19 protein-coding genes, 1 pseudogene and 1 riboswitch are annotated in these 23,733 nt (G+C 36.3%); of the genes and pseudogenes, 11 read left to right on the top strand and 9 right to left on the bottom strand.

The annotated features are described in order from the left end of the window. The 3 genes from qoxC to qoxA are packed head-to-tail and all read right to left on the bottom strand — an operon-like array spanning position 1 to position 3,454. Entirely contained in the window at positions 1-597 is a 597-nt protein-coding gene (gene qoxC, locus B3D98_RS08930; RefSeq protein WP_036079094.1) for a cytochrome aa3 quinol oxidase subunit III, read from the bottom strand. After that, positions 594-2,543 carry a cytochrome aa3 quinol oxidase subunit I gene (gene qoxB, locus B3D98_RS08925; RefSeq protein ID WP_288582486.1) on the bottom strand — a complete coding sequence of 650 codons (1,950 nt, stop codon included), beginning with the start codon at positions 2,541-2,543 and terminating at the stop codon, positions 594-596. Before qoxB ends, qoxC begins: the two co-directional genes overlap by 4 nt. A gap of 20 nt (positions 2,544-2,563) precedes the next feature. Beyond that, positions 2,564-3,454, bottom strand: coding sequence for a cytochrome aa3 quinol oxidase subunit II (gene qoxA, locus B3D98_RS08920; protein WP_054550145.1), 891 nt, complete (start codon positions 3,452-3,454; stop codon positions 2,564-2,566). A gap of 351 nt (positions 3,455-3,805) precedes the next feature. Between qoxA and B3D98_RS08915 the strand changes: the two genes are divergently transcribed. Both B3D98_RS08915 and B3D98_RS08910 read left to right on the top strand, forming a co-directional pair. Beyond that, the gene (locus B3D98_RS08915; RefSeq protein ID WP_054550146.1) at positions 3,806-5,236 is read left to right on the top strand and encodes a PLP-dependent aminotransferase family protein; all 1,431 of its coding nucleotides are present in this window, start codon (positions 3,806-3,808) and stop codon (positions 5,234-5,236) included. Positions 5,237-6,258: 1,022 nt separating this feature from the next. Continuing rightward, positions 6,259-7,788, top strand: a complete 1,530-nt coding sequence (locus B3D98_RS08910) for a DHA2 family efflux MFS transporter permease subunit (protein WP_112118655.1) — start codon at positions 6,259-6,261, stop codon at positions 7,786-7,788. Positions 7,789-7,916: 128 nt separating this feature from the next. On the opposite strand, the gene B3D98_RS08905 is transcribed toward B3D98_RS08910, so the two are convergent. After that, complete coding sequence (locus B3D98_RS08905) at positions 7,917-8,825, bottom strand: C40 family peptidase (protein ID WP_048392783.1); 909 nt, start codon at positions 8,823-8,825, stop codon at positions 7,917-7,919. Between the two features lie 538 nt (positions 8,826-9,363). Between B3D98_RS08905 and B3D98_RS08900 the strand changes: the two genes are divergently transcribed. Beyond that, a complete protein-coding gene (locus B3D98_RS08900; RefSeq protein ID WP_288582480.1) occupies positions 9,364-9,972 on the top strand; it encodes a DUF4304 domain-containing protein in 609 nt (202 codons plus the stop codon). A gap of 47 nt (positions 9,973-10,019) precedes the next feature. On the opposite strand, the gene B3D98_RS08895 is transcribed toward B3D98_RS08900, so the two are convergent. Continuing rightward, positions 10,020-10,622 carry a YczE/YyaS/YitT family protein gene (locus B3D98_RS08895; protein ID WP_131520219.1) on the bottom strand — a complete coding sequence of 201 codons (603 nt, stop codon included), beginning with the start codon at positions 10,620-10,622 and terminating at the stop codon, positions 10,020-10,022. 127 nt (positions 10,623-10,749) lie between these two features. Between B3D98_RS08895 and B3D98_RS08890 the strand changes: the two genes are divergently transcribed. Continuing rightward, a complete protein-coding gene (locus tag B3D98_RS08890; protein ID WP_054550151.1) occupies positions 10,750-11,268 on the top strand; it encodes a GNAT family N-acetyltransferase in 519 nt (172 codons plus the stop codon). A gap of 45 nt (positions 11,269-11,313) precedes the next feature. On the opposite strand, the gene B3D98_RS08885 is transcribed toward B3D98_RS08890, so the two are convergent. After that, positions 11,314-11,931 (bottom strand): FMN-binding negative transcriptional regulator, encoded by a 618-nt coding sequence (locus tag B3D98_RS08885; protein ID WP_279495044.1) that lies wholly within the window; start codon positions 11,929-11,931, stop codon positions 11,314-11,316. Positions 11,932-12,097: 166 nt separating this feature from the next. On the opposite strand from B3D98_RS08885, the gene B3D98_RS08880 reads away from it, so the two are divergent. Together B3D98_RS08880 and B3D98_RS08875 are read left to right on the top strand one after the other, a co-directional pair. Continuing rightward, positions 12,098-13,513: a PLP-dependent aminotransferase family protein gene (locus B3D98_RS08880; protein WP_288582475.1), complete on the top strand. Its 1,416-nt coding sequence runs from the start codon at positions 12,098-12,100 to the stop codon at positions 13,511-13,513. 69 nt (positions 13,514-13,582) lie between these two features. Continuing rightward, positions 13,583-14,014, top strand: coding sequence for a DUF2935 domain-containing protein (locus B3D98_RS08875; RefSeq protein ID WP_066036753.1), 432 nt, complete (start codon positions 13,583-13,585; stop codon positions 14,012-14,014). Positions 14,015-14,093: 79 nt separating this feature from the next. Here B3D98_RS08875 and B3D98_RS08870 read toward each other — a convergent pair whose 3' ends face one another. Next, the gene (locus B3D98_RS08870) at positions 14,094-14,459 is read right to left on the bottom strand and encodes a hypothetical protein (RefSeq protein ID WP_288582473.1); all 366 of its coding nucleotides are present in this window, start codon (positions 14,457-14,459) and stop codon (positions 14,094-14,096) included. Positions 14,460-14,806: 347 nt separating this feature from the next. On the opposite strand from B3D98_RS08870, the gene B3D98_RS08865 reads away from it, so the two are divergent. The 4 genes from B3D98_RS08865 (at position 14,807) to B3D98_RS08850 (ending at position 20,019) form a co-directional block, all read left to right on the top strand. Continuing rightward, entirely contained in the window at positions 14,807-17,854 is a 3,048-nt protein-coding gene (locus B3D98_RS08865) for an ATP-binding protein (protein WP_288582472.1), read from the top strand. Further along, positions 17,851-18,957, top strand: coding sequence for a response regulator (locus B3D98_RS08860; protein ID WP_288582469.1), 1,107 nt, complete (start codon positions 17,851-17,853; stop codon positions 18,955-18,957). Before B3D98_RS08865 ends, B3D98_RS08860 begins: the two co-directional genes overlap by 4 nt. A gap of 71 nt (positions 18,958-19,028) precedes the next feature. Further along, positions 19,029-19,532, top strand: a complete 504-nt coding sequence (locus B3D98_RS08855) for a GNAT family N-acetyltransferase (protein ID WP_066036749.1) — start codon at positions 19,029-19,031, stop codon at positions 19,530-19,532. 172 nt (positions 19,533-19,704) lie between these two features. Further along, complete coding sequence (locus tag B3D98_RS08850; protein ID WP_288582467.1) at positions 19,705-20,019, top strand: DinB family protein; 315 nt, start codon at positions 19,705-19,707, stop codon at positions 20,017-20,019. 56 nt (positions 20,020-20,075) lie between these two features. On the opposite strand, the pseudogene B3D98_RS08845 reads toward B3D98_RS08850, so the two are convergent. Then, a pseudogene (locus B3D98_RS08845) lies at positions 20,076-20,777 on the bottom strand (DUF3888 domain-containing protein). Between the two features lie 129 nt (positions 20,778-20,906). Here B3D98_RS08845 and B3D98_RS08840 point away from each other — a divergent pair. After that, positions 20,907-21,326 carry a hypothetical protein gene (locus B3D98_RS08840; RefSeq protein ID WP_288582466.1) on the top strand — a complete coding sequence of 140 codons (420 nt, stop codon included), beginning with the start codon at positions 20,907-20,909 and terminating at the stop codon, positions 21,324-21,326. A 31-nt stretch (positions 21,327-21,357) separates the two neighbouring features. On the opposite strand, the gene B3D98_RS08835 is transcribed toward B3D98_RS08840, so the two are convergent. Then, on the bottom strand, positions 21,358-22,839 hold the full coding sequence (locus B3D98_RS08835) for an Lsa family ABC-F type ribosomal protection protein (RefSeq protein WP_048392759.1): 1,482 nt from the start codon (positions 22,837-22,839) through the stop codon (positions 21,358-21,360). Positions 22,840-23,404: 565 nt separating this feature from the next. Next, positions 23,405-23,584: riboswitch (cobalamin riboswitch) on the top strand. Positions 23,585-23,733: the final 149 nt, after the last annotated feature.

Here is a 23,733-nt window from a genome sequence, read left to right as displayed (position 1 = left end):
TTACACCATTCCTTTCAAGTAAATGAAGCTGAAAATAAAAATCCAGACCACATCTAAAAAGTGCCAGTATAAAGAGAAGATAAACGATTTATTGGCTGTTTCTGGTGTTAAACCACGTTGGATGAGCTGATAGACGATGAACATTCCCCAAAATACCCCAAAGGTAACGTGTGCACCATGTGTTCCTAATGTTGTTAAAAGGGCAGCCGTAAAGGCACTCGTCTGTAAGCTCGCACCAACATGAATATAGTGCATAAACTCGTAAACTTCAAAACTAATAAATACGACACCGAGTACTAATGTCAAAACATAAAACCATATCATTGCTTTCGTATAGCCCTTACGCATAGCATGTATACCTAAGCCAATGGTAAAGCTACTTGTTAAAAGAATAAACGTTTCAAATAAAACAGGTGTAATTTCAAAAATCTCCGCTCCTGTTGGACCATTCCCAGTACGGTCTACTAAAACAAAATAACCTGCAAATAATGTGCCGAAAAGCATAATTTCAGCACCAATAAACACCCAGAAGCCTAATATATTCAATTGATTTTGCTGAGTACTATATTCTAAAGGAAGTGATTGATCGATTTTCATAATTGACTACCTCGCAATTTCGATTCCGTTGCTTTCACTTTTTCGACAGGTACATAGTGTCCTGGATCTTTTTCCAATGAACGGTGAGCCATGCAGATAAAAATACCAATAGTTGTGAGAATTGTTGGTATCCACATACCAAAAACAAAGGAGAAGCCCCATGCAAAGAAAATACAGCCTAATATGAAAGGTACACCGCTATTATTCGGCATATGAATCTTTTTATATGGCTCTGGGAACAGTTCATGCTGATGATATTTTGCATCCCATAACGCTTCTGTTGAAATCACGTGTGGAACCTTGGCAAAATTATAATAAGGCACAGGGCTTGGTGTAGCCCACTCTAATGTGCGAGCGTCCCATGGATCCGACCCAACATTCCTTGGTGAATAACGAATACTGTAAATAACATTGCAAACAATTAAGATAAAACCAATTGTTAAGCCAATTGCACCGATAAACGAAATCATATTCCACAGCCCGAAACCAGTAGAAGCAGAATAAGTGTACATACGGCGTGCTTGTCCATCTAAGCCAGAGACAAACATTGGCATAAAGGCTAGCAGCGTACTGACGGCAATAATCCAAGCCGTCCACTTGCCGATTTTTTCATTCAACATAAAGCCAAACATTTTTGGCCAATAGTAATGTAAGCCAGCTAGCATAGCAAAGACAACACCAGGAATAATCACCATATGGAAGTGGGCAACCAAGAACATTGTGTTATGGTATTGATAGTCAGCGGCTGACATGCCAAGCATTACACCCGTTACGCCACCTATTGTAAAGGTAGGAATAAATAACATGGAGTAAAGCATTGGCGTTGTAAAAACAATTTTTCCTTTCCAAAGGGTGAATAACCAGTTAAAAATTTTAACCCCAGTTGGGACGGCAATAGCCATCGTTGTAATCGAGAAAATACTATTTGTTAAAGCACCTTGTCCCATCGTAAAGAAATGATGTGTCCATACTAAAAACGAAAGGAAGGAAATGATTACCATGGAGCCGACCATTGATTTATAGCCATAGAGATTGCGTCCTGAAAAAGTAGAAATAATCTCACTGTAGATCCCAAACGCAGGTAAAATCAGGATATAAACCTCAGGATGCCCCCAGACCCAGAAAAAGTTTGCCCACAGCATATCCATACCACCATCGGATGTTGTGAAAAAATTAGTAGCAAATAGTCGGTCAAAAGTTCCCATCGTTAAAGCTACCGTTAAAACTGGAAAAGCAAAAACGATAATCACGTTTGCTACTAATGAAGACCACGTAAACATCGGCATTTTCATAAGTGTCATGCCTGGTGCTCTCATTTTAAGTATCGTCACAATCATATTAATACCAGTAATTAATGTGCCAAGACCTGAAATCTGTAAGGCAAATAAATAATAGTTTGTTCCTACAGATTGACTAAATTCATTATTTGCTAGAGGGAAATAATTCGTCCAGCCAGCATCAGGGGAGCCACCTATAACAAAGGATATATTTAGTAACATGGCCCCCATGAAAAATAGCCAAAAGCTTAATGCATTCAATCGCGGGAAAGCAACGTCTCTTGCACCGATTTGTAAGGGCACAATATAATTCATAAAGGCCATAATAAAAGGCATGGCCATAAAAATAATCATGACTGTTCCATGTGTTGTGAAGATTTCATTATAATGCTGCGCATCAAGTAATGTATTGTCAGGTACAGCCATTTGGGCGCGCATCATAATAGCATCTGCTCCACCACGGAAAAGCATCAGAAGGGCAGAAATTAGATACATAATACCAATACGTTTATGATCAACGGTTGTTAACCATTCACGCCAAAGGTAGCCCCATTTTTTAAAGTAGGTTAAGCCAACTATAATTGCTATCACCGTCAGTCCAATCGCAACCATCGATGCATAGATAGCTGGGCTTGGATGGGGTATAGCAAATCGTTCGAAGTACTCCATATGACTATGTCTCCTTTTAATTAATGATCGTTTTGTTGAGAAGCATGATCTTTAATGTGTGATGTACCATGCTGATGTCCACCATTCTCACCCTCAGGGGCTGGCAGGAATGTTAAATGTGTACCAGTGTAGGTTGATTGGCCAACGTGTCCTGGTTCTAGCAACGTATTAAATTTTTCTTCTGTTAATGGTTCAGCTGTTGCTTTTACTTCCTTCACCCAATCATCAAACTCATCCTGAGTCACTGCTGTTACGTTAAACGTATTTTCAGCGAACCCTTTACCATTAAAGTTTGCATTTCTCCCCATATACTCCCCAGGTAGATCCGCAGCCAGATGCAATGTATTCACCATATCGGCCATTGCATATTTTTGACCACCCAGTTGAGGAATCCAGAAACTTGTAATTGGTCCGTAAGAATAAAGTTTAAATTCGATAGGACGCTCTGCAGGAATATACAAATAATTCACCGTTTCAATATCTTCCTCTGGATAGCTAAAATGCCATTTCCAGTTCGATGTTGAAGCATAAATGATTAACGGCTCTTCCTGTTTGTATTTCTCTGGTGTAGATTCCACCTTATAGTTACTTTCAACAGAAATAAAGGATAGGTACGCTACAATTAAAACGGGTATACCTACACAAATGATTTCCACCTTTGTACTCCCTTTAATGTGGGGAGGCTTATAGTCAGGGCTTTGCTTAGATGCACGAAATTTCACTAACATATAAGCTAACAACACAAAAACAATGAGTACGATAAAGGACATAATCCCTATCGAAAGCATAATATCTTTGGCTTGCACTTGAGCTTGAGGTCCTTTTGGATCTAATACTAACAATGGGTCACAGCCTGTTAGCATAGTGACAATAGTGGAAAGACCAATTAATCTGAGCCAACTTTTTTTCATAAACAAACCCCTTTAACTGTTTCATTGAAGTGCTATAGGCTACTACGGGTTTGTATGGAATTCGATTCACAATTGATTTTTATAATAGGGGGACTTCTTTTGAAAGACAAGGCGTTTTCCAAGATAACACAGAATGTTCTCAAACGAGAAAAATAATTTCAGTATAATTTTATAGAGGGAAATGCGCATCAAATAAGGGCTTTTATCAAAAAAATGGATTGAAATTGAAAGTGGATGGTGAAATTAATAAGGAAATGGATGGTTAGTTTCAAATATTGTTATAGTATGATTGTCTTTTTAGCTTATTTACTAGAGCTAAGAAAGGATAAGGCATAACTGAGGTGAGTAAACATGGATTGGAAACCTGATCGAACAGTAAAAAAAGCGATTTATAAGCAGCTCGCAGAATACATTGAAAAGGGGATTGCAGATGGGACATTCCCGCCCGATAAACCCTTACCATCTGAGCGCTATTTAGCAAACGCTTTGAGTGTAAACAGAAGTACGGTAGTTAATGCATACGATGAATTGGAAGCAATGGGGCTGATTGAACGAAATCGTGGAAGTGGCACAACCATTAGCAAAGACATCTGGGGCATTACGAGGAAACGAATTCCTAGCTGGAATCGCTATATTGAGGCAGGTTCCTTTTTACCGAACCTTCCTGTTACCCAAAAAATTAGAAAAGAGGCTATTGAACATAAATTAATTAATCTAGCTACTGGCGAATTATCCGAGGATCTTTTTCCCAAAAGCGCCTTGAGAGAAATTACCGCAACGCGTTCATTTATCGGTAGCCTTGGGTATGACCATCCTTTAGGGAGTGACATATTACGGACAACTCTTTCACGGCATATTAAAAAAAGCAGAGGAATTGAGACAAAGCCTTCCTCCATACTGATTACTTCAGGAGCACAGCAAGCCCTACATTTGATTGTCCAATGCCTGTTAAAGCCTGGAGATGCAGTCGCCATAGAAGATCCTTCTTACAACTTTAATCTGCCTATATTTAAAACAGCAGGCTTACAAATCCATTATCTTCCTGTCAATAAGGATGGCATTAACCCGGATGATTTGCAAGTATTATATAAAAAACATCGAATTAAAATGATTTTTCTAAATCCTGATTTTCATAATCCTACGGGATCTTCCTTAGATTTAAAGAAAAGAGAAGCTATTCTAGACATATCCTCTAAACTAGGTATACCAGTAGTAGAAGATGACCCCTATAGCCTAACAGCTTTTTCGGGGGATAAAATGCCTACGCTTAAATCGCTCGATAAGAACGGGAATGTTTTATATATTAGCTCTTTGTCCAAAATTGTAGCCTCAGGCTTACGAATAGGATGGATTGTTGGTCCTACATCTGTAATCGAACGACTATCCGATGCCAAGCAACAAATTGACTTTGGGCATTCTAGTTTCACGCAATGGATTGCCAATGATTTTTTAGAATCTCCTAATTTTAATTTGCATATTAAGCATTTAGTGAAGGAATTAGAAACACGACGAGATACCATTGTACAGAGCCTCGATATGTATTTAAAGGACGAAGTGACGTTTTCCATTCCTCAAGGTGGGATACATTTATGGTGTCATGTTCTCAAGGAATATAACGAAACGCAATTACTTGAGGAATCCATTAAGCGAGGCGTCATTTATGTTCCTGGATCTACGATGGGCTCCAAAAAGGGTTTTGTACGCTTCACTTATGCGAGGGAGGATGTTCATTCAATCAATGAGGGGATTAAAAGGTTTGCACAAGCTCTAAATAGCTTCTAGTAATTTTGTAAATTATAGCCAAGTGGATGGCTGAGAAAGTGCTTAAGTGGATGGTTTAAATTCGCTAGAAAGTATTTAAGATAGAGTCATGGATAACAACTATCCATTAAGGCTAACTACTATCATGGCAGTGTGGATGGATTCACAATTATTCACACAAGTAATGAAATTTTTTATGATCTGGAAGGTGATAGGACAAACCTGTTAGTAGCAAGAGAAAGATATCAGTGAAGAGGTAGTTCACTTGATTCGCTATAAAAATAGGCAAACACTTTAATCAAGAGATTTAAAAAATTCACAACAAGTATCGTTGGTTTTCTCAGTTTTACCTGTTCAAACAGTCTCAATCGTTAGCTTTAGGCTGCTGATGAGAAAACATCAAGGCAGTCACACCTTATTATATTTTAATTCCCACAAAGGTATAGTGGGGAAATAGGCACCCCTTCTATACGGACACTTAAATCTTAGTTAAAAAAACACCATCCAGCCACTTAGTCTCGATATTCAATCGATGCTAGGTGGCTGCTTTTTTTCATTAAAAGTAGTTGAGTAGTGCAAGAAGACAATTTGGTGGAGCTATCATTAGTGTTTTGCATAATCGCCGCTACACTTACAAGAAGCCACCACTACATTATGAATTAACACTAGGGAAGGAATATTTAAAAAATAACGACAACAAAAAAAGTCGCATTCCTGTAGTTCAGGGATCGACTTTTTGGGAAAAAATTTATGAGAAATACATTGAAATATGTATAGTCTTGTGATAAATTTATAGAGATAGACACTGTATAATTATTATACCGCGCATTACCCCTATTTTAATTATACAATACAATCTATTGTGTCGTCAACAATTTTAATTTTAATTTTTTTGAGGGGTGGTTGCGATGAAATCAGCAGGGGCAAAACAGCAGATTGGGGGAACAAACACACGAAGAAGCTCCATTGTTTGAGACAATCAAATGGCTTCCTAAACATGTGAATGAAATTGAAAAAGATAAAGAAAGTAGGACTGATACTATATGTCAGAGAAAACCATTTCAGTTGAGACAAAAGCGCCTTATGGCATGATTGCCATTTTATTTATCGGGGCCTTTGTTGCTATTTTAAATGAGACCTTACTCAACATTGCACTACCAGCCATTATGGACGAATTCGATGTGAAAGCCACTGCAGTACAATGGCTTTCAACAGGCTATATGCTAATTAACGGTATTTTAATTCCTGCCAGTGCATTCTTCATTCAACGATTTACAGATAAAAAATTATTTATTACAGCGATGGCTCTGTTTACATTAGGTACATTTCTAGCTAGTATTGCACCTGCATTTGGTGTGTTATTAGCAGCACGTATGATTCAAGCTGCAGGCTCAGCAATCATGATGCCTTTATTAATGAATGTGATGCTAACTGCATTTCCAGTTGAAAAGCGAGGAGCTGCAATGGGGATGTTCGGTCTTGTCATGATTACAGCTCCAGCGATCGGGCCGACGCTTTCTGGTTGGATAATCGAGCATTATAGCTGGAGAATGTTATTTGATCTTGTGCTACCAATTGCCATTTTAACTTTAATTTTTGCAGCCTTTAAATTAAAGGATGTGACACCACAACGTGCCATTAAGCTCGATGTGATTTCTCTTATTCTATCAAGCATTGGATTTGGCGGCTTGCTTTATGGCTTTAGTTCCGCAGGTGAAAAAGGATGGGATCATATCCTTGTATATGGAACAATTATTATTGGGACAATTGCTTTAATTACATTTACCCTTCGTCAGCTACGAATGGATGAGCCCATGCTTGAGTTTCGGATTTTCAAATATCCAATGTTTGCCTTATCCTCAGCCATCTCCATCGTTATTTCGGTGGCGATGTTCTCGGCTATGATTTTAATGCCTATTTACGTACAAACCATTCGTGGTATTTCCCCAATGGATTCAGGTCTACTCATGCTGCCTGGTGCCATAGTGATGGGAATTATGTCTCCGATTACAGGGAAGCTCTTTGATAAATACGGGGCAAGAAGCTTGGCTGTATTTGGCTTGATCATTACCATTGTTACGACATATTACTTCAGTAAAATTAGCATGGATACAGCTTATTCTACATTGGTGCTGCTGTATACATTACGTATGTTTGGGATGTCTATGGTAATGATGCCCGTGATGACAAATGGTTTAAATCAGCTACCAGCACACAATAATCCACACGGTACAGCTATGAACAACACATTACAACAGGTTTCTGGTGCGATTGGTTCTGCGGTGCTGATTACGATTATGAACAATAAAACAACTGCCAAGGCAGAGGAATTGGCTACAGGTGCGATGAACAATATGAGTGCCAATGCAGCACAGGCTACGACACAGTCTGCCAGCGAAGTAAAACAGCAAATCTTAAACGAAGCCATGCTACATGGCATCAATTATACGTTCTTCCTTTCCACATTGATTGCGGCCATCGCACTCATACTTGCCTTCTTTATAAAGCGAGTTAAGCCTAACTATGATAATCACACAGGTGGGGAAGTTGCTGGAAAACAGGTAGAGGAATAATAGTAGACGGGTGTTGCTTCAGTTTAGCAACGCCCGTTTTTTCTTAAGAAATTTTATATAGAGGTGGGGAAACCTAGTAAGACTAAAAAAAGGCATTTCATCTATAGATGAAATACCTATTCTAGTAGTTATTGAGCTAATCGTTGGATAAAGGCTTCTAATTGGACCAATGTGACATTGTCGTTCACACCGAATGTGCCGTCACCTTTACCTACGGTTACTTTATTCGAAGCAAGGATCCCTACATAATTATTTGCCCAATGTGAGCCTGGAACATCAATAAATTGTTCAGCTGTCCCTTGTTGTGTTAAATGAAATGCTTCCACTAAGACTTTAGATAGTTGTCCACGTGTCATTGGAGAACCAGGATTGAACTTTCCATTATCATCACCCGTAAAAACGCCAATTTTTTTAAGTGCCTCTGCAGCACCTGCATATTTAGACGAAGGCTTAATATCTGGGAAACTTGAATTCGTATTACTCGTATCTAAATGTAATTTATTAGCTAATCGAAGAGCTACCTCACCACGCGATGCATATATGCTAAAGTCAATTTCCGCATCTTTTACTTCTCCATAATCTGAGAAGTTGGCAATACGTTTTGCCCCTACATAACGTGAACCCCAATAGTATGGGTCATTCACTGTATCTACCTTAACCCCAGAACTTGTAGTAGCTGAGATAAAATTATTGTCACCTATGTATATACCAACGTGTGAAACACCGCTTCCAGATGTATTAAAAAATACGAGATCACCCGTTTTTAAATTGTCTTTTGCGATCGAAGTACCTTGTTGGTATTGAGCTTTAGATGTACGCTCTAATGAAATGCCTAGCTTAGAAAAAACTAACTGTGTATATGCAGAGCAATCCACACCTGTCTTAATATCCGTTCCTCCATATTTATAAGGAGCTCCAATATATGCTTTGGCTGTATTTGTTATATCTGCTATTGTTGCCGCTTTCGCATCATGAATACCCATACCTGTAAAGAACATAAACGATGCGAAAATGGGTAGTAACCATTTTTTCTTCAAATCAATCTTACTCCTCTCAAAAAGCTTTCGCCTTTGAACTAAAGTAAGAATAGCATGAAATAGGGCAGAGTTATTTTTCAATAATATTACCAATTACCCCTAATCACCAAAATTGAAACCTTAATTTTAATTGTGTAAAACTTTTGCAATAATAATGGGCAATTTTACTAAAAATATATGAAATTAATGGATTTATAGGGACATAAGTGTTAATTTAAACGTTTTATCCAATTGAAAAATCGTTATTGTAATAGTGGCTTTCCAACATAACGGTTATTTAAACATTATTATTTTTAGGTGATACTACGTTATGACACTAAGGATGGTGGTAGAAAATTCTGCTTTTATGTAGCTCCCGTAACTGCAAAGTCGTTTACTGTTAGATAGGAAAAGTTAGCCTTAATTTATGTTTTTGAGCAATGGATACGTTAAACTATATAAAATAAGTAGGTTCAACATGAAGAAATACAGCTGCGAGCTAATGAAATAATAAGGAAACATAAATCGAATGGATACTAAAGGAGAAGGAGGTATTCCATTGCAGCAAATTTTTAATGAATTAATAAAACAGGACATCAAGCCATTTCTAATCAAGCTAGGCTTTAAAAAGAAAGGATTGAATTTCTATCGAACAACTGAAAACCTTATCTATCTGATCAATTTCCAAAAATCCTCTGGTAATACAGCCGACACTATGATGTTTTATGTGAACTGTGGGATATATGCGGCAGAGCTAGCACGGCTACAATCAAGAGAAATGGTGACAGCACCCAAAGAAGCAGAATGTCACTTCCGAGGAAGGATTAACTCCATTGTCGAAGATGCACCTGATCGATTTTCCATCACAGCCACTACAAATTTGGACGAAATAACAAAATTATTGCTGCTGGGGTTAGAGGAGGTTCATAATTTCTATGAAACGATGACTTCTGCAAGATCCATTGTTGATTATTATATAGCAGGGCCATTTTTGCACTTGGGCGAAGAAAGTTTTCATTTGTTATTACAAGCCAATGATGTAACAACAGCAAAGCTCTATTATAATGCATTGCAGAAGAAGCATGGAACCGAACAGAGGTGGTCCATTTTTCAAAATAAATACCAAGCCATTTTCAATCAATACGGTGTGGAATTTGGGGAAAATTAGTCATCAAAACCAGAGCTCATTCTTGAACGAGAATCTGGTTTTATATTTTAGGAGTTGTTCAGTATATTATCTAGTATTCTTCCAGTTATCGGCATAAAAAAATGGAGGATATAACCACCTAAGCAAACTGTTAATAATGTCCCGACACCGATGGGGCCATTAAAAATGATAGCTAACATTAAAAATAAAATATAAATAAGGGTTCTTGAGAAGAAAACCGTTTTTCTTGTTAATTCTTTGATGATCAAAGTAAGTCGATCTACAGGAATTGGTGCAAAATTTGTATGTAAATAAGTTGCCGTTCCTAACCCAACCACAACTAATCCAGTGGTAAAACAGACAGCTTGGCTAAACCAAAGATCTGGGGATACTATATCATGTAATAAAAATAACCACATATCAATCCCTATGCCAGTGATCAATGCAGTAACCAACCCTAAAATTTCAGGTCTTTGTCTAGCTAATAGGGAATTACTACCTATTAATAGGAGAGCTAAGATGATTTCCCAACTACCTACAGTTAGCCCCACATTTTTAGATAATCCTACTAGAAGCGCATCGAAAGGTGATGTGCCGAGTTTAGATTGAATCGTGAGCGAAATACCTAGCGTTAAAATTAAAATGCCCACTACATAAAAGACATATTTCAACAAAAAGACCTCCTCCTACTATTTTTATTGCAAATACAACAAAATTGCGTTAAATTGACTATATACTCTTTTTATTGCATTTGCAATATAAAATCCAGAAAGAGTTTACAACAAAGGAGTGGAATCAATGTCTGTTAAATTAGAGAAGTGTGAGCACGCAGATTTAAAACAGCTTCAAGCAATAAGTATTGAAACATTTAATGATACATTTAAAGACCAGAACTCCCCTGAAAATATGAAGGCTTATTTAGAGCGTGCCTTTCATAAGCAACAGCTAGAGAAGGAATTGGCCAATTTGGATTCAGCATTCTATTTTATCTATTATGAGGAAGAAATAGCTGGTTATTTAAAAGTAAATGTCAACGAAGCACAATCCGAACTAATGGGGGATGAGTCATTAGAGGTGGAGAGAATTTATGTTCGACATCAATATCAAGGAAAAGGGCTTGGCAAATACCTTATGAATAAAGCAATAGAGGAGGCTGTGGCTCAAAACAAAAAAAGCATTTGGCTAGGGGTTTGGGAGAAAAATGACAGTGCCATCGGTTTTTATCAGAAAATAGGCTTTGTCCAAACAGGCGCCCATTCATTTTATATGGGTGATGAAGAACAAATTGATCTTATCATGACGAAAACACTTGCCTAAATTTTATGGCAGAAACGTTGATTCACAACATTTCTGCCTGCTATTTTAATGGCTTCTATTTTTCTTCATCGCCTCAGCTAACGCATCAGCATGTGGATTTTCCTCTTTATAAAGTTCCTTTATTATGTTGGCGTAATCACTAGCATTTCGATTTTGACTTAATTTATAGGCTGCCTGCACTTCTTCAACCTTTATTTTAAACCCTTTTATTCCTTTCATTTCTTGCTGCAAAAGCTCAGGAGATAGTTTATCCCACAACACAGGATTTTCACGGAATGACTCATATTTTTCAAGTAAGCTAGTCAAATCTTGTTCTAAAGCTATTCCTTCAATCAGACTTGCCTTTCCATATACATGGACAGCTTGATAATTCCAGGTTGGCACATTTTCATGCTCATACCACGAAGAAGAGATATAGGCATGTGGACCATTAAATATCACGAGAATGTCTTGTACTTCCTCAAAGGTCTTCCATAAAGGGTTACCATAGGCTAAGTGACCTGTCAGATAAAAGTCATCCTCGATTTTTTTCAGCAACACGGGTATATGGGCTGCAATAGGCTTACCTTTTCGAATTGAAACGATTGTTGCAAAGGAATTATGTTGAATAAATTCTTTGATTTCTTCTAAATCCGATACTTTGTAATACTTAGGAACATACATGGAAACCTCTCCTTATACATAAAATCATCGTGAGTTTTTCGAATAAACAAATAATTATGTAGGCACGTATTTACATTTTCTGCTCAACGATGTAGATTTTATTATAATCAATCACTGGCACCTCATAAAAGTGCCAACAACGCTATTTCTAAAGGAGCCAAGAATCATGCTCGAAATGACACCAAACCTGAATAATGAGGAACCACTTTACCTTCAATTATATAACTATATAAAAGCAGAAATTCAAAATGGAAAGATAAGGGCTCAAAGCAAATTGCCGTCTCAGCGTAGTCTAGCTAAACATTTACAGATTAGTCGCAACACTGTAGATGCAGCTTATCAGCAGCTCCTTGCAGAGGGCTATGTGATAAGTAAAGAGCGAGATGGACTATATGTGGTTGATCTTGAAAAAGGTTATTTTCAAGGAGGCCCTCATCATTTTGAACCACAATTAGCGACTCAGCAGAAACAAGAACGACCAGCAATTAAGTACGATTTTAATTATGGAGATATTAATTTAAAAGATTTTCCCTTTAAAATATGGCGTAAATTATCAATGCAGAGCCTTGATGAAGAACAGGCTCAACTCCTTTTATATGGAGATCCACAGGGAGAGCTGGAATTAAGAAATTATATGGCAAGCTACCTTTATGAATCAAGAGGGGTGCAATGCAGTGCAGAGCAAATCGTTATAGGAGCAGGCTTGCAGTTTCTTCTTGGTATCGTATGTAACCTAATTGGACGGAATGAGCTTTTTGCTATGGAAGATCCAGGTTATTATCGCGTTCGTTACTTGTTTAAAGATAATGGTATAAAGGTGAAACCAATCCCACTTGACGAGCATGGTATTCATATCGATCCGTTAAGAAACAATAACATCAAGGCTGTTTATGTCACACCCTCCCATCAATTTCCCCTTGGAACGGTTATGCCTATCTCAAGAAGATTAGCATTACTAGAGTGGGCTAAGGAAGAAGATGCTTATATCATTGAGGATGATTATGATGGGGAATTTCGATATGCTGGAAAACCGATTCCTGCACTACAGGGATTAGATTCAAGTGATCGCGTCATCTATATGGGCACCTTTTCAAAATCTTTGATTCCAGCCATTAAGCTAAGCTATATGATATTACCTAGAAAATTAATGGGTTTATTTCATCAAAACAATTACTATGTTCAAACTGTGTCTAGACTCCATCAGCATACGTTACAGCTATTTATAGAGAGTGGGCATTGGGAGAGACACTTGAATAAAACACGAAATAGTTATAAGCGAAGATATGAGGCATTACTAAAGTCCATTCAACAAACGTTCGGGGAAAATGGGAAAATTTATGGAGCCAGCAGTGGCTTACATATTTTACTTGAACCAAAAAATAAGATGACTGAAGAGGAATTGATTGATACAGCAAAAATGGCTGGTGTTAATGTCTACCCAACATCTATTTTTTATGCAAATCCCTTGGTTGTTCAGCCTGCAAAGGTATTACTTGGATTTGCTAATCTAGCGGAAGATGAGATTGACACAGGCATTAAGCTATTAAACAATGCTTGGTTTAACAGTTCTACTATGACGTGAATCTCTTTCAAAGTTCTATTTCCACATTTCTTGTATATACATAATAGAGATAAGTGGGAGGGGATTTTTATGCAATTTTACTATGGCCATCAAATGCCATTACGTGTATTAGATGAAGCTGAATTTTGGAAACATCAAGAAGAGGAGCATACAGTAGTAATAAGAGAGCTTGTGAAAGATTTGGAGCAGCAATATGTCGATGCGTTAAAGGAATGGGAAAAAGCTTTCGCTCAAACACATCAGCAAGTTGTGAGATATATAGAAACCGTCAATCGTTCCCAGGGACAAGTTTCTCCAGCTCTGTTTCAGGATATTTTACAGCTTACTTCCTTCTGTTTGCAACAGAGTGATCAATTTATCCAATTTTGCCGAACGCTTATGCAAGAAAGTCAACCGATAAGCGCAAATCCTACAGCTAAAGTTGTATTAAATCATATCATTGTAGAATCCGAATATTTTATCGGAATTGCCCAAACCATTTTATATCAACAGAAATACTAGGTCTAGCGTCTGGAAAATGGAGTTTGGAGAAAAAGCACTTGCCACGCTCCATTTTTAGGACGTTTTCACCATCACAATATTAACTATTCGGAATTTTCTCTTTATATTTAAAGGAAAGGAGACTTAAAGAATAATTTTTAAATGTATCTGTGTGAACAAAGTCATTTAGAATACTTTCAATTGAATGACAATGTTGATTGATTAAATTAATTTCTTCTATATAATTTGAATCAATCAATACTTCTTTTAATGTTTTAAACACTACTTTCTGCTCGTTAAATAAATAAACCAGTTCAAACCTAGTGTTCAATATTAAAGTGGTAATCTCAGGGAAAATAATTCGATCCTTTAGTACTTCAAGAATGAAATTCACGGATTTTACTCCATCAATAGTTTGTAAAGATGAAAAAACACCATTTAATAACTCTTCAAAATCAACCTTCATCAAAATCCTCCATCAATCAAAATCCTTTCTGATAATAACATTTTTTTAGAAAAATTTTAATGATTAATATTTCCCTTCAATAATGTGGAAAGTCTATTTAGACAATAGTAATTTATTGAAAACAATTCACTTCACATGTTTCCAGAGGCTAATAAAAATTTTTAATCCGCTCACAATCATTTTTTTAAAATAACAACAAACAAAACATCAAGAAAGGTATTATTATTGCTTGTTTAGATTTTGTTCAAACACAGTATGCTACTATCTCAAAAGGGGTTGATTGTAAAAACAGTGAGCAATATGATGTAAAGATACATCATAAATGATCGATCTTTGGGGGCACGAAAATGAAAAAAAATATCATAATTATTGTAAGTATAATCATGCTTTTTGTGATTGTTTTTTTTATTGGTAATTGGCATTATTTCTCCACTAATCAGCCAAAAATTATACATAAAGGTGTAGGAAAGTTAGAGGAAGAGCAATTATTAAAGCCTGTAAAGCTAGAAGGAGAATGGGCCTTTTATCCAAATGTATTAATTTCTTTGGGGGAAAATTTTGATAGCTATCAACATAAAAAACTGAATTTAAATGTACCCTTTAATTGGCAAGCATATGTAGAGCCAAATGAAGAGGGGCTTTCGGTGGGAACCTATCACGTCAACATAGAGGTACCATCAGATGGAGTTTACGGCCTATATATTCGAACGATTCGTCAAGCTAGTCGTGTATTCATTAATGGCGTTGAGGTGGGTGCTAAAGGAAATCCAAGTACTGTTTTAAGCGCATATGCATCTGAAAATGATGATAAATATACCGTTTTTTCTCCTAGTGTCAATAAAAGACTAGACGTTGTCATCCATGTTGCAAATTACAATTATCCTCAGGCTGGCATTGTTTATCCTATTGAATTTGGTACAATGAAGGCTATTCAAAAGCATTATCACTGGAAAGTGTTTTTAGATATAGTAGTGAGTATAGGCCATATTATAGTTGGTGCGATCTATGTCTTTACATTTTTACAGAATCGCAAGCGTAAGGAAGAGTTATTCTTTGGTCTTTTTACTATTTCATTAGGATTTTATATGTCGTTTATCAATCAAAAAGTGTTTTTTCTGTTATTTACTGATCTATCGACGGTCAATCAATTACGTCTGCAATTAGGAATCATTCCACTCGCATTGCTTGCTTTAACATTTTTTATAAATGCGATGTATCCACAATTACTAGAAAGAAAAATTTTATACACGCTTGCCATATTACTTGGTATCGTGTTTGTTATGTACGGTATCTATAATCCCTTTACAAAAAATGAAAGGGCCTCCTCAGAATTTGAAATGATTATGAGAAAAATAATCTATATCAGTGTCACGGCTCCAGTTATTTTCTATAATATATGGTTGCTTATAAAGGTCATGCTAAAACGTTTAGAGGCTGTGCGTTATGTGCTAATAGTTATTACAGCGATTAGTTGTTATTCTATTTTACTCATTTGTAACTTTTTATTTGGGATGCCTTTTGACTATACAGAATTCATGTTATTTTTACTAATATTATTTGGCTTTGCCTCATTATTAAATTATCGTGCCAATCAAGCTGTTTTAAAAATAGCAGCATTGTCAGAAGAATTGCTTGAACATAATCAAATGAAGAATGAATTTCTTCTGAAAACTTCGCATGAACTCCGTGCCCCCCTAAACGGAATATTAAATATATCCAGATCCTTAATGGAAGGTGCTCAAGGACCATTAAAACGATCTCAACAGGAACAAGTTATTCTAATTCACAGCGTTACACAGCGCATAGGTCATTTAGTAGAAGATTTATTGTTTTCTTCTAATCAAATGACAGGAGAAGTAAGGATTAGTCTACGCAGTGTATCTCTATCTGTTATACATGAGGTAGTAGCCGAAATTCGTAGTCTTATGCCCAAAAATAGTCAAGTAAGGGTAACAGCAGAGATAAACTTAGATTTGCCAAAGATCTACACTGATGAATTACGCTTTAAACAAACTTTATATAATTTGCTGCATAATGCTATTAAATTTACACAAAATGGAACAATCACAGTCACTGCGCATGTTGAACAGGAGCAGATGGTCATCCAAGTAAGTGATACAGGCTGTGGAATTCCGACACAAGAATTAGATCGTATTTTTAACGCCTTTTATCAAGGAAACAATCATCATAATAAAGAAGGGCTAGGTTTGGGACTAAGTATCACTAAAAATATTGTTGAAAAATTAAATGGTAACATTTATGTGACAAGCACTGTAGGGGAAGGGACAACATTTACATTTACAATGCCCCTCTCAACACTAGAAAACGTAAGTAATGAACAAGCTACCATTACATCACATACAGATACAGAAATACAGCTTCGACTGCCCCTTATTCATAAAGGAAGTGATAAAAAAATACTGGTGGTAGATGACAACCATGTCAATATAAAAACTTTAACGGAAGCACTAAGTTTAAAGGGATATACAGTGATCGCCTTAGATAACGGCTTTGATGCGATCGATTATATTAAAACCAATCATGTAGATTGTATGTTAATCGACCTAATGATGAATGGCATGTCGGGTTATGAGTTATGTAAACGTGTACGTAAACAATATGATATGCTGGAACTACCAATAATTATCTTAACTACAGTTATGAAGCAATCTGACTTACTGCAAACGTTAAAAGTAGGGGCGAATGATTATCTACAAAAGCCGATTTCTACCGATGAACTTTTTATTCGTATTGAATCTTTATTGGCTGTTCGACAATCATCAATCGATGCAATCGAAGTAGAAATGAACTATTTATATTCACAGGTCACACCACATTTTGTATATAACACACTTAATACGATTATTGGTTTAAGTTATACAGATATGGAAAACACACGTGAAGCTCTTTATTGTTTAGCCACTTATTTCCGTGCAAAACTGAATGTTCATTATCGAAATAGCATTGTCCCCATTGATGAGGAGATGGAGCTTGTAAAAGCCTATTTATCAATTGAAAAAATGCGCTTTGGAGATCGTTTACGTATTAAATATGATATTGACGAATCGATACAATTAGGAATCCCTGCATTGTCCATTCAACCTTTAATTGAAAACGCAGTGTTCCATGGGATCTCTAAGAAAGTAGAGGGAGGGACCATAGAATTAAGCCTACAGAGAGAGGGACAATTTGTAAGAATTAAAATCTATGATAATGGTGTAGGAATTTCAGAAGAAAAATTGCACCAATTGCTAAATGAAGAAAGTACAAGAATTGGCTTTATGAATCCATTAAAGAAATTTAAATTAATAAAAAATGCTAGTTTACGAATTTACAGCGAAGAAGGAAAGGGAACAACAATTGTCATTTTATTACCAGAGGGTGGTGTCACATGAATATAATGATCGTTGATGATGAAAAATTGGCCATTGATGTTTTATCTATTATGGTTAAACAACTTGCCCAATTTCAGATTAACATTAAGGGAACATTTACAAATCCAACTGAGGCCCTCCAGTTTCTTGAAAAAGAAATAATTGATGTAGTGTTTTTAGATATTGAAATGATTGACACACACGGTATGCAACTTGCAAAGCATCTCCTACACAAGCAACCATCCTTACAAATCATTTTTGTTACAGCTCATACACAATTTGCCGTGGAGGCTTTTGAAGTTGAGGCAACAGATTATTTATTAAAGCCAGTACAGGAAAAACGACTGATTAATGCGTTAACAAAAGCACAGAAAAAAATGGTCGTGACGGTGGCGCCGAGGGATGAGAAGAAAAACTCATTATATGCGCATACATTAGGCAGCTTTTATCTACTGGATGTTCAACATAATGTGATTAAGTGGCGAACAAGAAAAGTACGTGAACTATTTTTATATTTACTATTTCACCAAAAACGGCCTATGTTAAATGCAGTTCTTTTAGAGGAATTGTGGCCAGATTTGAACTTTGAAAAGGCAGCTAGTAATTTACATACAACTATTTATCATTTAAGAAAGATATTAAAGGACAATGGTATTCAAGATCCCATACTCTTGGTCAATAATCACTATAAATTAAATGCGGAAATTCAAACTGATTATGATGAGCTGAATCAACTATTGGAGCAGGATCAACATGATGAGAAATCCATTCAGCAGTTATTGAATTGCTATGAGGGTGATTTTTTAATAGATGAGGAGTATTTATGGGTTAATCAAATCAGGCTCCGCTTAAAGCAATCTGTATTACATGTGCTTGAACAGTATATTGCACGTACAGACGTTGCCCACACTTTATTAAAGTATAATTGCCTACAAAAGCTTTTAGAGCTAGACGAATACAATGAACAGTATATGTTTCAATTGTTAGAATTCTTAATTCAACAAAATAGGAAACAAGAATGTATAAAATTCTTTGAATCTATAGAGGCAAAATTAGCTGAAATTGATCTCGCTGTGCCAGAAAAATTTTATAGAAAATACAACGAGTTCTTACTCAACGTTTAGAAACGATTTCGGAAAAGTAATTTCTGTTTTAATAGTAGGTAATAATTTTATAAAAAGGAGATGCTTTCGGCATGCAAAAGATTGAAATAATTGAGCTTCACCATATTGAGCAAGATTTGGAGAAGCTTACTGAATTATTGATTATGGTCGTAGATGAAGGAGCATCCGTAGGTTTTTTACCTCCACTCACACAAGAACAAGCGATAAAATATTGGCAATCTGTCTTAGCGTCAGATGTCTTACTGTTCATTGCGAAAATAAATAATGAAATTGCAGGTAGTATTCAAATGCATTTAACTAGCAAACCAAATGGCATTCATCGTGCTGAAATTTGCAAGTTAATGACACATCCCAACTTTAGACGCAACGGTATTGGACGAGCGCTGATGCAACAAGCAGAGGAACGAGCAAAACAAGAAAACCGCTCCTTGCTAGTTTTAGATACGAGAGAAGGGGATCCTTCTAATAAATTATATAAATCATTAGATTATCAAGAAGTAGGGAAAATTCCGCAATATACTATTTCACCAGATGGAGAATTAGAAGCAACCGTAATTTACTATAAATTAATTTAATCCATGGTATTGAATATAACTGAAAACGTGTAGAAAGGGAGCTAGTATATAAACGAAGCGCAATTATTTATGCAAATGAAAATGTGGCGTAATTGGACTGTTGAATTTCTACGTACGATCCCTGAGAATATTGCTGATCAGATACCCGCTGGACATCATAACAATATTCGTTTTGAATGCTGGTCATCTATTAGTTGGTTGGGATCATTCCGTTTTTCCAGCTGTTACACAAGAAAGGCATTTGCCCCTATCCTATCATGTAATGTTTCCTAGTGGCAGTAAACCAGATAACTGGACTGAGCAACCGCCAACAATGGATCAAATCATTATGCTCCTAGAGGAACAACCAATTCTTATTGAACAAGCTTGTGCAGGACATCTACATGAACCGCTTAAAGAACCTTTTTTAGGTATGAAAACATTAGGCGATATGGTTGTCTTTCATATGAACCATGAAAATTTTCACATGGGAATTATAAAAGTATGATGCAAACGCTCTTAAAGAATGAAGCCTAACTGATGGAATCAGTTGGCTTCATTTTTCTATATATACCACGGTAACAGATCCTCCATTTTCCTACCTGGCTTACTTGTTTTATCTGTTACGATCCATGTGCCGTCTTTCTTTTGCAGCTGATAGCTTACATTTGTACCATCCGCCCTTTTAAAGAGCATATAACCTATATTACCCTTGATAAAAGTGACAGGGTCTATGACATTTTTGTAGGGAATCTTTCGCTCAGGAAATAAAATATGGGTCACTATTTCCTCTGCAATCATAGCAAGGGATTTCATATCATTATTAATTTCAGCTTGATATTGCAATTGATCGTATCGGTAGGAAGTATACGATGCTAAGTATAGCTTAAAACTCTGCTGTATATCTAACAGTGTTGCCCTATAGAATGCGTTTATTGCTTTTTCTACATCATCTGCCTCATGTATATAGCGAAGTGTACTGACACCAGTTGGACTGACTTCAAACGTAATGATTTCCTTACTGTAGGGTGGGGAATGTGCATGCTCAAAGGTCGTAACTTCCACGCTAACTTTAAAGCTAAACTAACTTTCTTTGACAATTTTTAAAATTTTCACATCATACAATCCATACTGCTTAGGATAGCCGTAGTAATGATCAATTTCCTTTTCAATAAATGGATTAAGGATTGTAATGAATGTGTCCCTGATTAGTTGATCATCAGCTTGTTTACTTTGCGCATAAATCTTACATGGCAGAATGAACATAGTGAAGATAGCCATTAAAACATAAGCAAATTTTTTCATGGAATAGTGACCTTTCTGCAGGATGATACTTTATAGAGTGCACCAATCACAGTAAATTATCGAGCATTTTTAAAGAAAGGGAGTTGAACAATGGAAAAAATAATAATGCCCTTTTTATGTATGCTTTTGTTATTTCCAACAGCTACTTCGGGATCAGAACCTGAAGGCTTAAAATGTCCAAATCCAGATGTATTGATGAAAACAACGGAGAAAGACAAAGACGAGCTTAGTCAAGCATTAGCTGACATCATTCCAAAAGTATATGGCTCAAGCCCTGATTATCAGGAGTGGCAAATTGAGGTGATAAAGCCCATGCCCATATTAACTGGCATGGAGGAGAATTACTATAAAATGGCGGTGAACTTCTGTGGAGAAAATGTGGCTAATCACTCCTGGTTTGTTCGATTAAGGTTTCCAAGATTACTGCCAGCGCAAAGTGCATCACTAGGTGAGCTATATATCGTAAAAGAGACAAATTCTAAATGGGTTCATTGGTTTCAATATCATTAAAAAGGAAGAATCCATAAATGGATTCTTCTCTTTATGACATCGCTATCGTTTTCGTTGCTACAGTTTGTTGAAATGCCTGATCATGCTCAACAATCACCATTGTGAGATGAGAGCTTTTTATGAGCTCTTCAATCTGCATGCGTGAATAGATATCAATAAAATTGAGTGGTTCATCCCAAATATATAAATGAGCCTTCTCACACAAGCTTTTAGCAATCAGCAGCTTTTTCTTTTGCCCACCAGAATAATGAGAGATATCCTTCTCAAATTGAATACGCTCAAAATCCATCTTGCGCAGGATTGATTTAAATAACGTCTCATCAATACCATGCTCTTCAATAAATTCCGATAGCAATCCCTTTAAATGGGATGTATCCTGCTGAACATAGGAAATGACTAGACCTGAAGCTAACTTTATGGAGCCTGTATGTTGGATGGGATTACCTAGAATAAGTTTTAACATACTACTTTTTCCGCTTCCATTTTTGCCATCTAAAACAACTCGATCCCCTTGTGCCACTTTGAAGCTAATAGGCTTATTCACGATATGGTCATCGTACCGAATCGATACATCCGTGACAACAACCATTTCTTTTGATGGATATGCCAATGGCTCTACTTTCAATGACTCGGTTTTTTCAACATTTTTTAGCAGTTTTGATTTTTCCTCAATAGCTCTTTGTTGTCTGGATTCCAGGTTCTTCGCTCGTTTCATCATCTTGGCTGCTTTATGTCCAACAAAGCCTTTGTCCAGTTTGGAACCTGAATTGGTTGTGCCGTTTTTGGAGGCTTCCACTTGATTAGACCAACCTGACGAACGCTTTGAAGATTGTTTTAACCGGTCGATATCTTTTTGCAGTCGTTGATTGGTTACTTCTTCGTGTTCCTGCTGACGATCAAAATTTAACTTCCAAGAAGAATAGTTTCCACTTTGAACGTCAATATTGGCTCTATTAATCGATAGGATATGGTCAACACAGCCATCTAAAAAGCTTCTGTCATGTGAAATTAAAATAAATCCTTTTTTCCTGCGAAGATAATCGGAAACCGTCTTTCGTGCATCCGTGTCTAGGTGATTGGTTGGTTCATCAATTAATAAAAATTGACCCTCTGTCAAAAACAACGCAGCAAGCAGCACCTTTGTTTGTTCGCCATTGGATAATGTTTTAAAAGGACGATACATGACCTCCGCATCTACATGTAGGTAAGCTATTTCACGTAGACACTCCCAATCTTCTGCCTGAGGACAAATTTCCTCAAATATTTCATGGGTATATTTATTTGGATCAGAAACTGGATAGGGGAAATAAGTGAAGTCTACAGAAGAGATGATTTTTCCGCTATACTCATAATTTCCTAATAACAACTGAAAGAATGTTGTTTTACCTCGTCCGTTTCTACCGATAAATCCAAGTTTCCAATCCGTATCGATTTGAAAGTTGACATTCTCAAAAATATTGTCAAAGCTGCTTGGATAAGAAAAAGTTAGGTTTTGTACTTGTATCATGGACATGATAATTCCTCCTTTGTATTGCAACAGTTTACTTTTCATACAAAGTCGGTCTATCCATCTATGGTTGATTTCTCCGTATAAGCAGATGGATATTAACGACTTATACGGAGTGTTACATGCGTTACAATAGTTTCTGAATCGCTCATATTTTTTCCTCTCCTTTATGGGTAAATGAAAGGTACAAAATCAACTATGAAAGCAAGAAAAAATCCCTCCAATTGTGCATTGGAAGGATTAGTCTTTCTCTGAATTAATGCGATTTGCCATTTGTGTCATGACAAATAAAATGCAAACTGATAGTTAAAAATGGATAGACTAACCCTATATTTTGTGTTTGAAATCATTCAATTCAAATAAAAATATAGTTTAGTTCTTCATTGTCCATTCATCAGTCCTCTCATAATTGTCTTTTTATAGTAACAAATTTTTTTACAGAATACAATGTAACCTTATTTTCATTTAGTACTATACAATAATTCCTATAATATTTATAGAAATAATTTATATAATAGTTGAAAAATAATTTCTACTATTCTGAAATATGTGCTATAGTAGGAGCATAATTGAATATTGTGTAAGACTTGGTGCCAAATGAATGTTTGGCTTAAAAGGGAAGTCGGTGCAAATCCGACGCTGTCCCGCAACTGTAATTCGGAGCAAATCACAAATGCCACTGGGGAAACTGGGAAGGCTGTGAGGCGTGTTGATGGAAAGCCAGGAGACCTGCCAATTTCTAGTACACACCAAATACCTACGTGGAAATAGGTGGTGAAAAGTGACCAAATAGGCACTGTGCGATAACGTTTATGCGAAAGTAGATACTTTTTCGTATTGTTTTAGCATTATTAATTTTAACATGCAGCCATTTTCCTAATAGGAGAATGGCTTTTTATT

It is taken from the genome of Lysinibacillus sp. UBA5994 (genome assembly GCF_002429725.1).
In the GTDB taxonomy this organism is placed as follows: Bacteria; Bacillota; Bacilli; order Bacillales_A; family Planococcaceae; genus Lysinibacillus; species Lysinibacillus capsici.
Note: the sequence above shows the minus strand (reverse complement) of the source record. Positions and strands in the feature narration are given on the sequence as shown.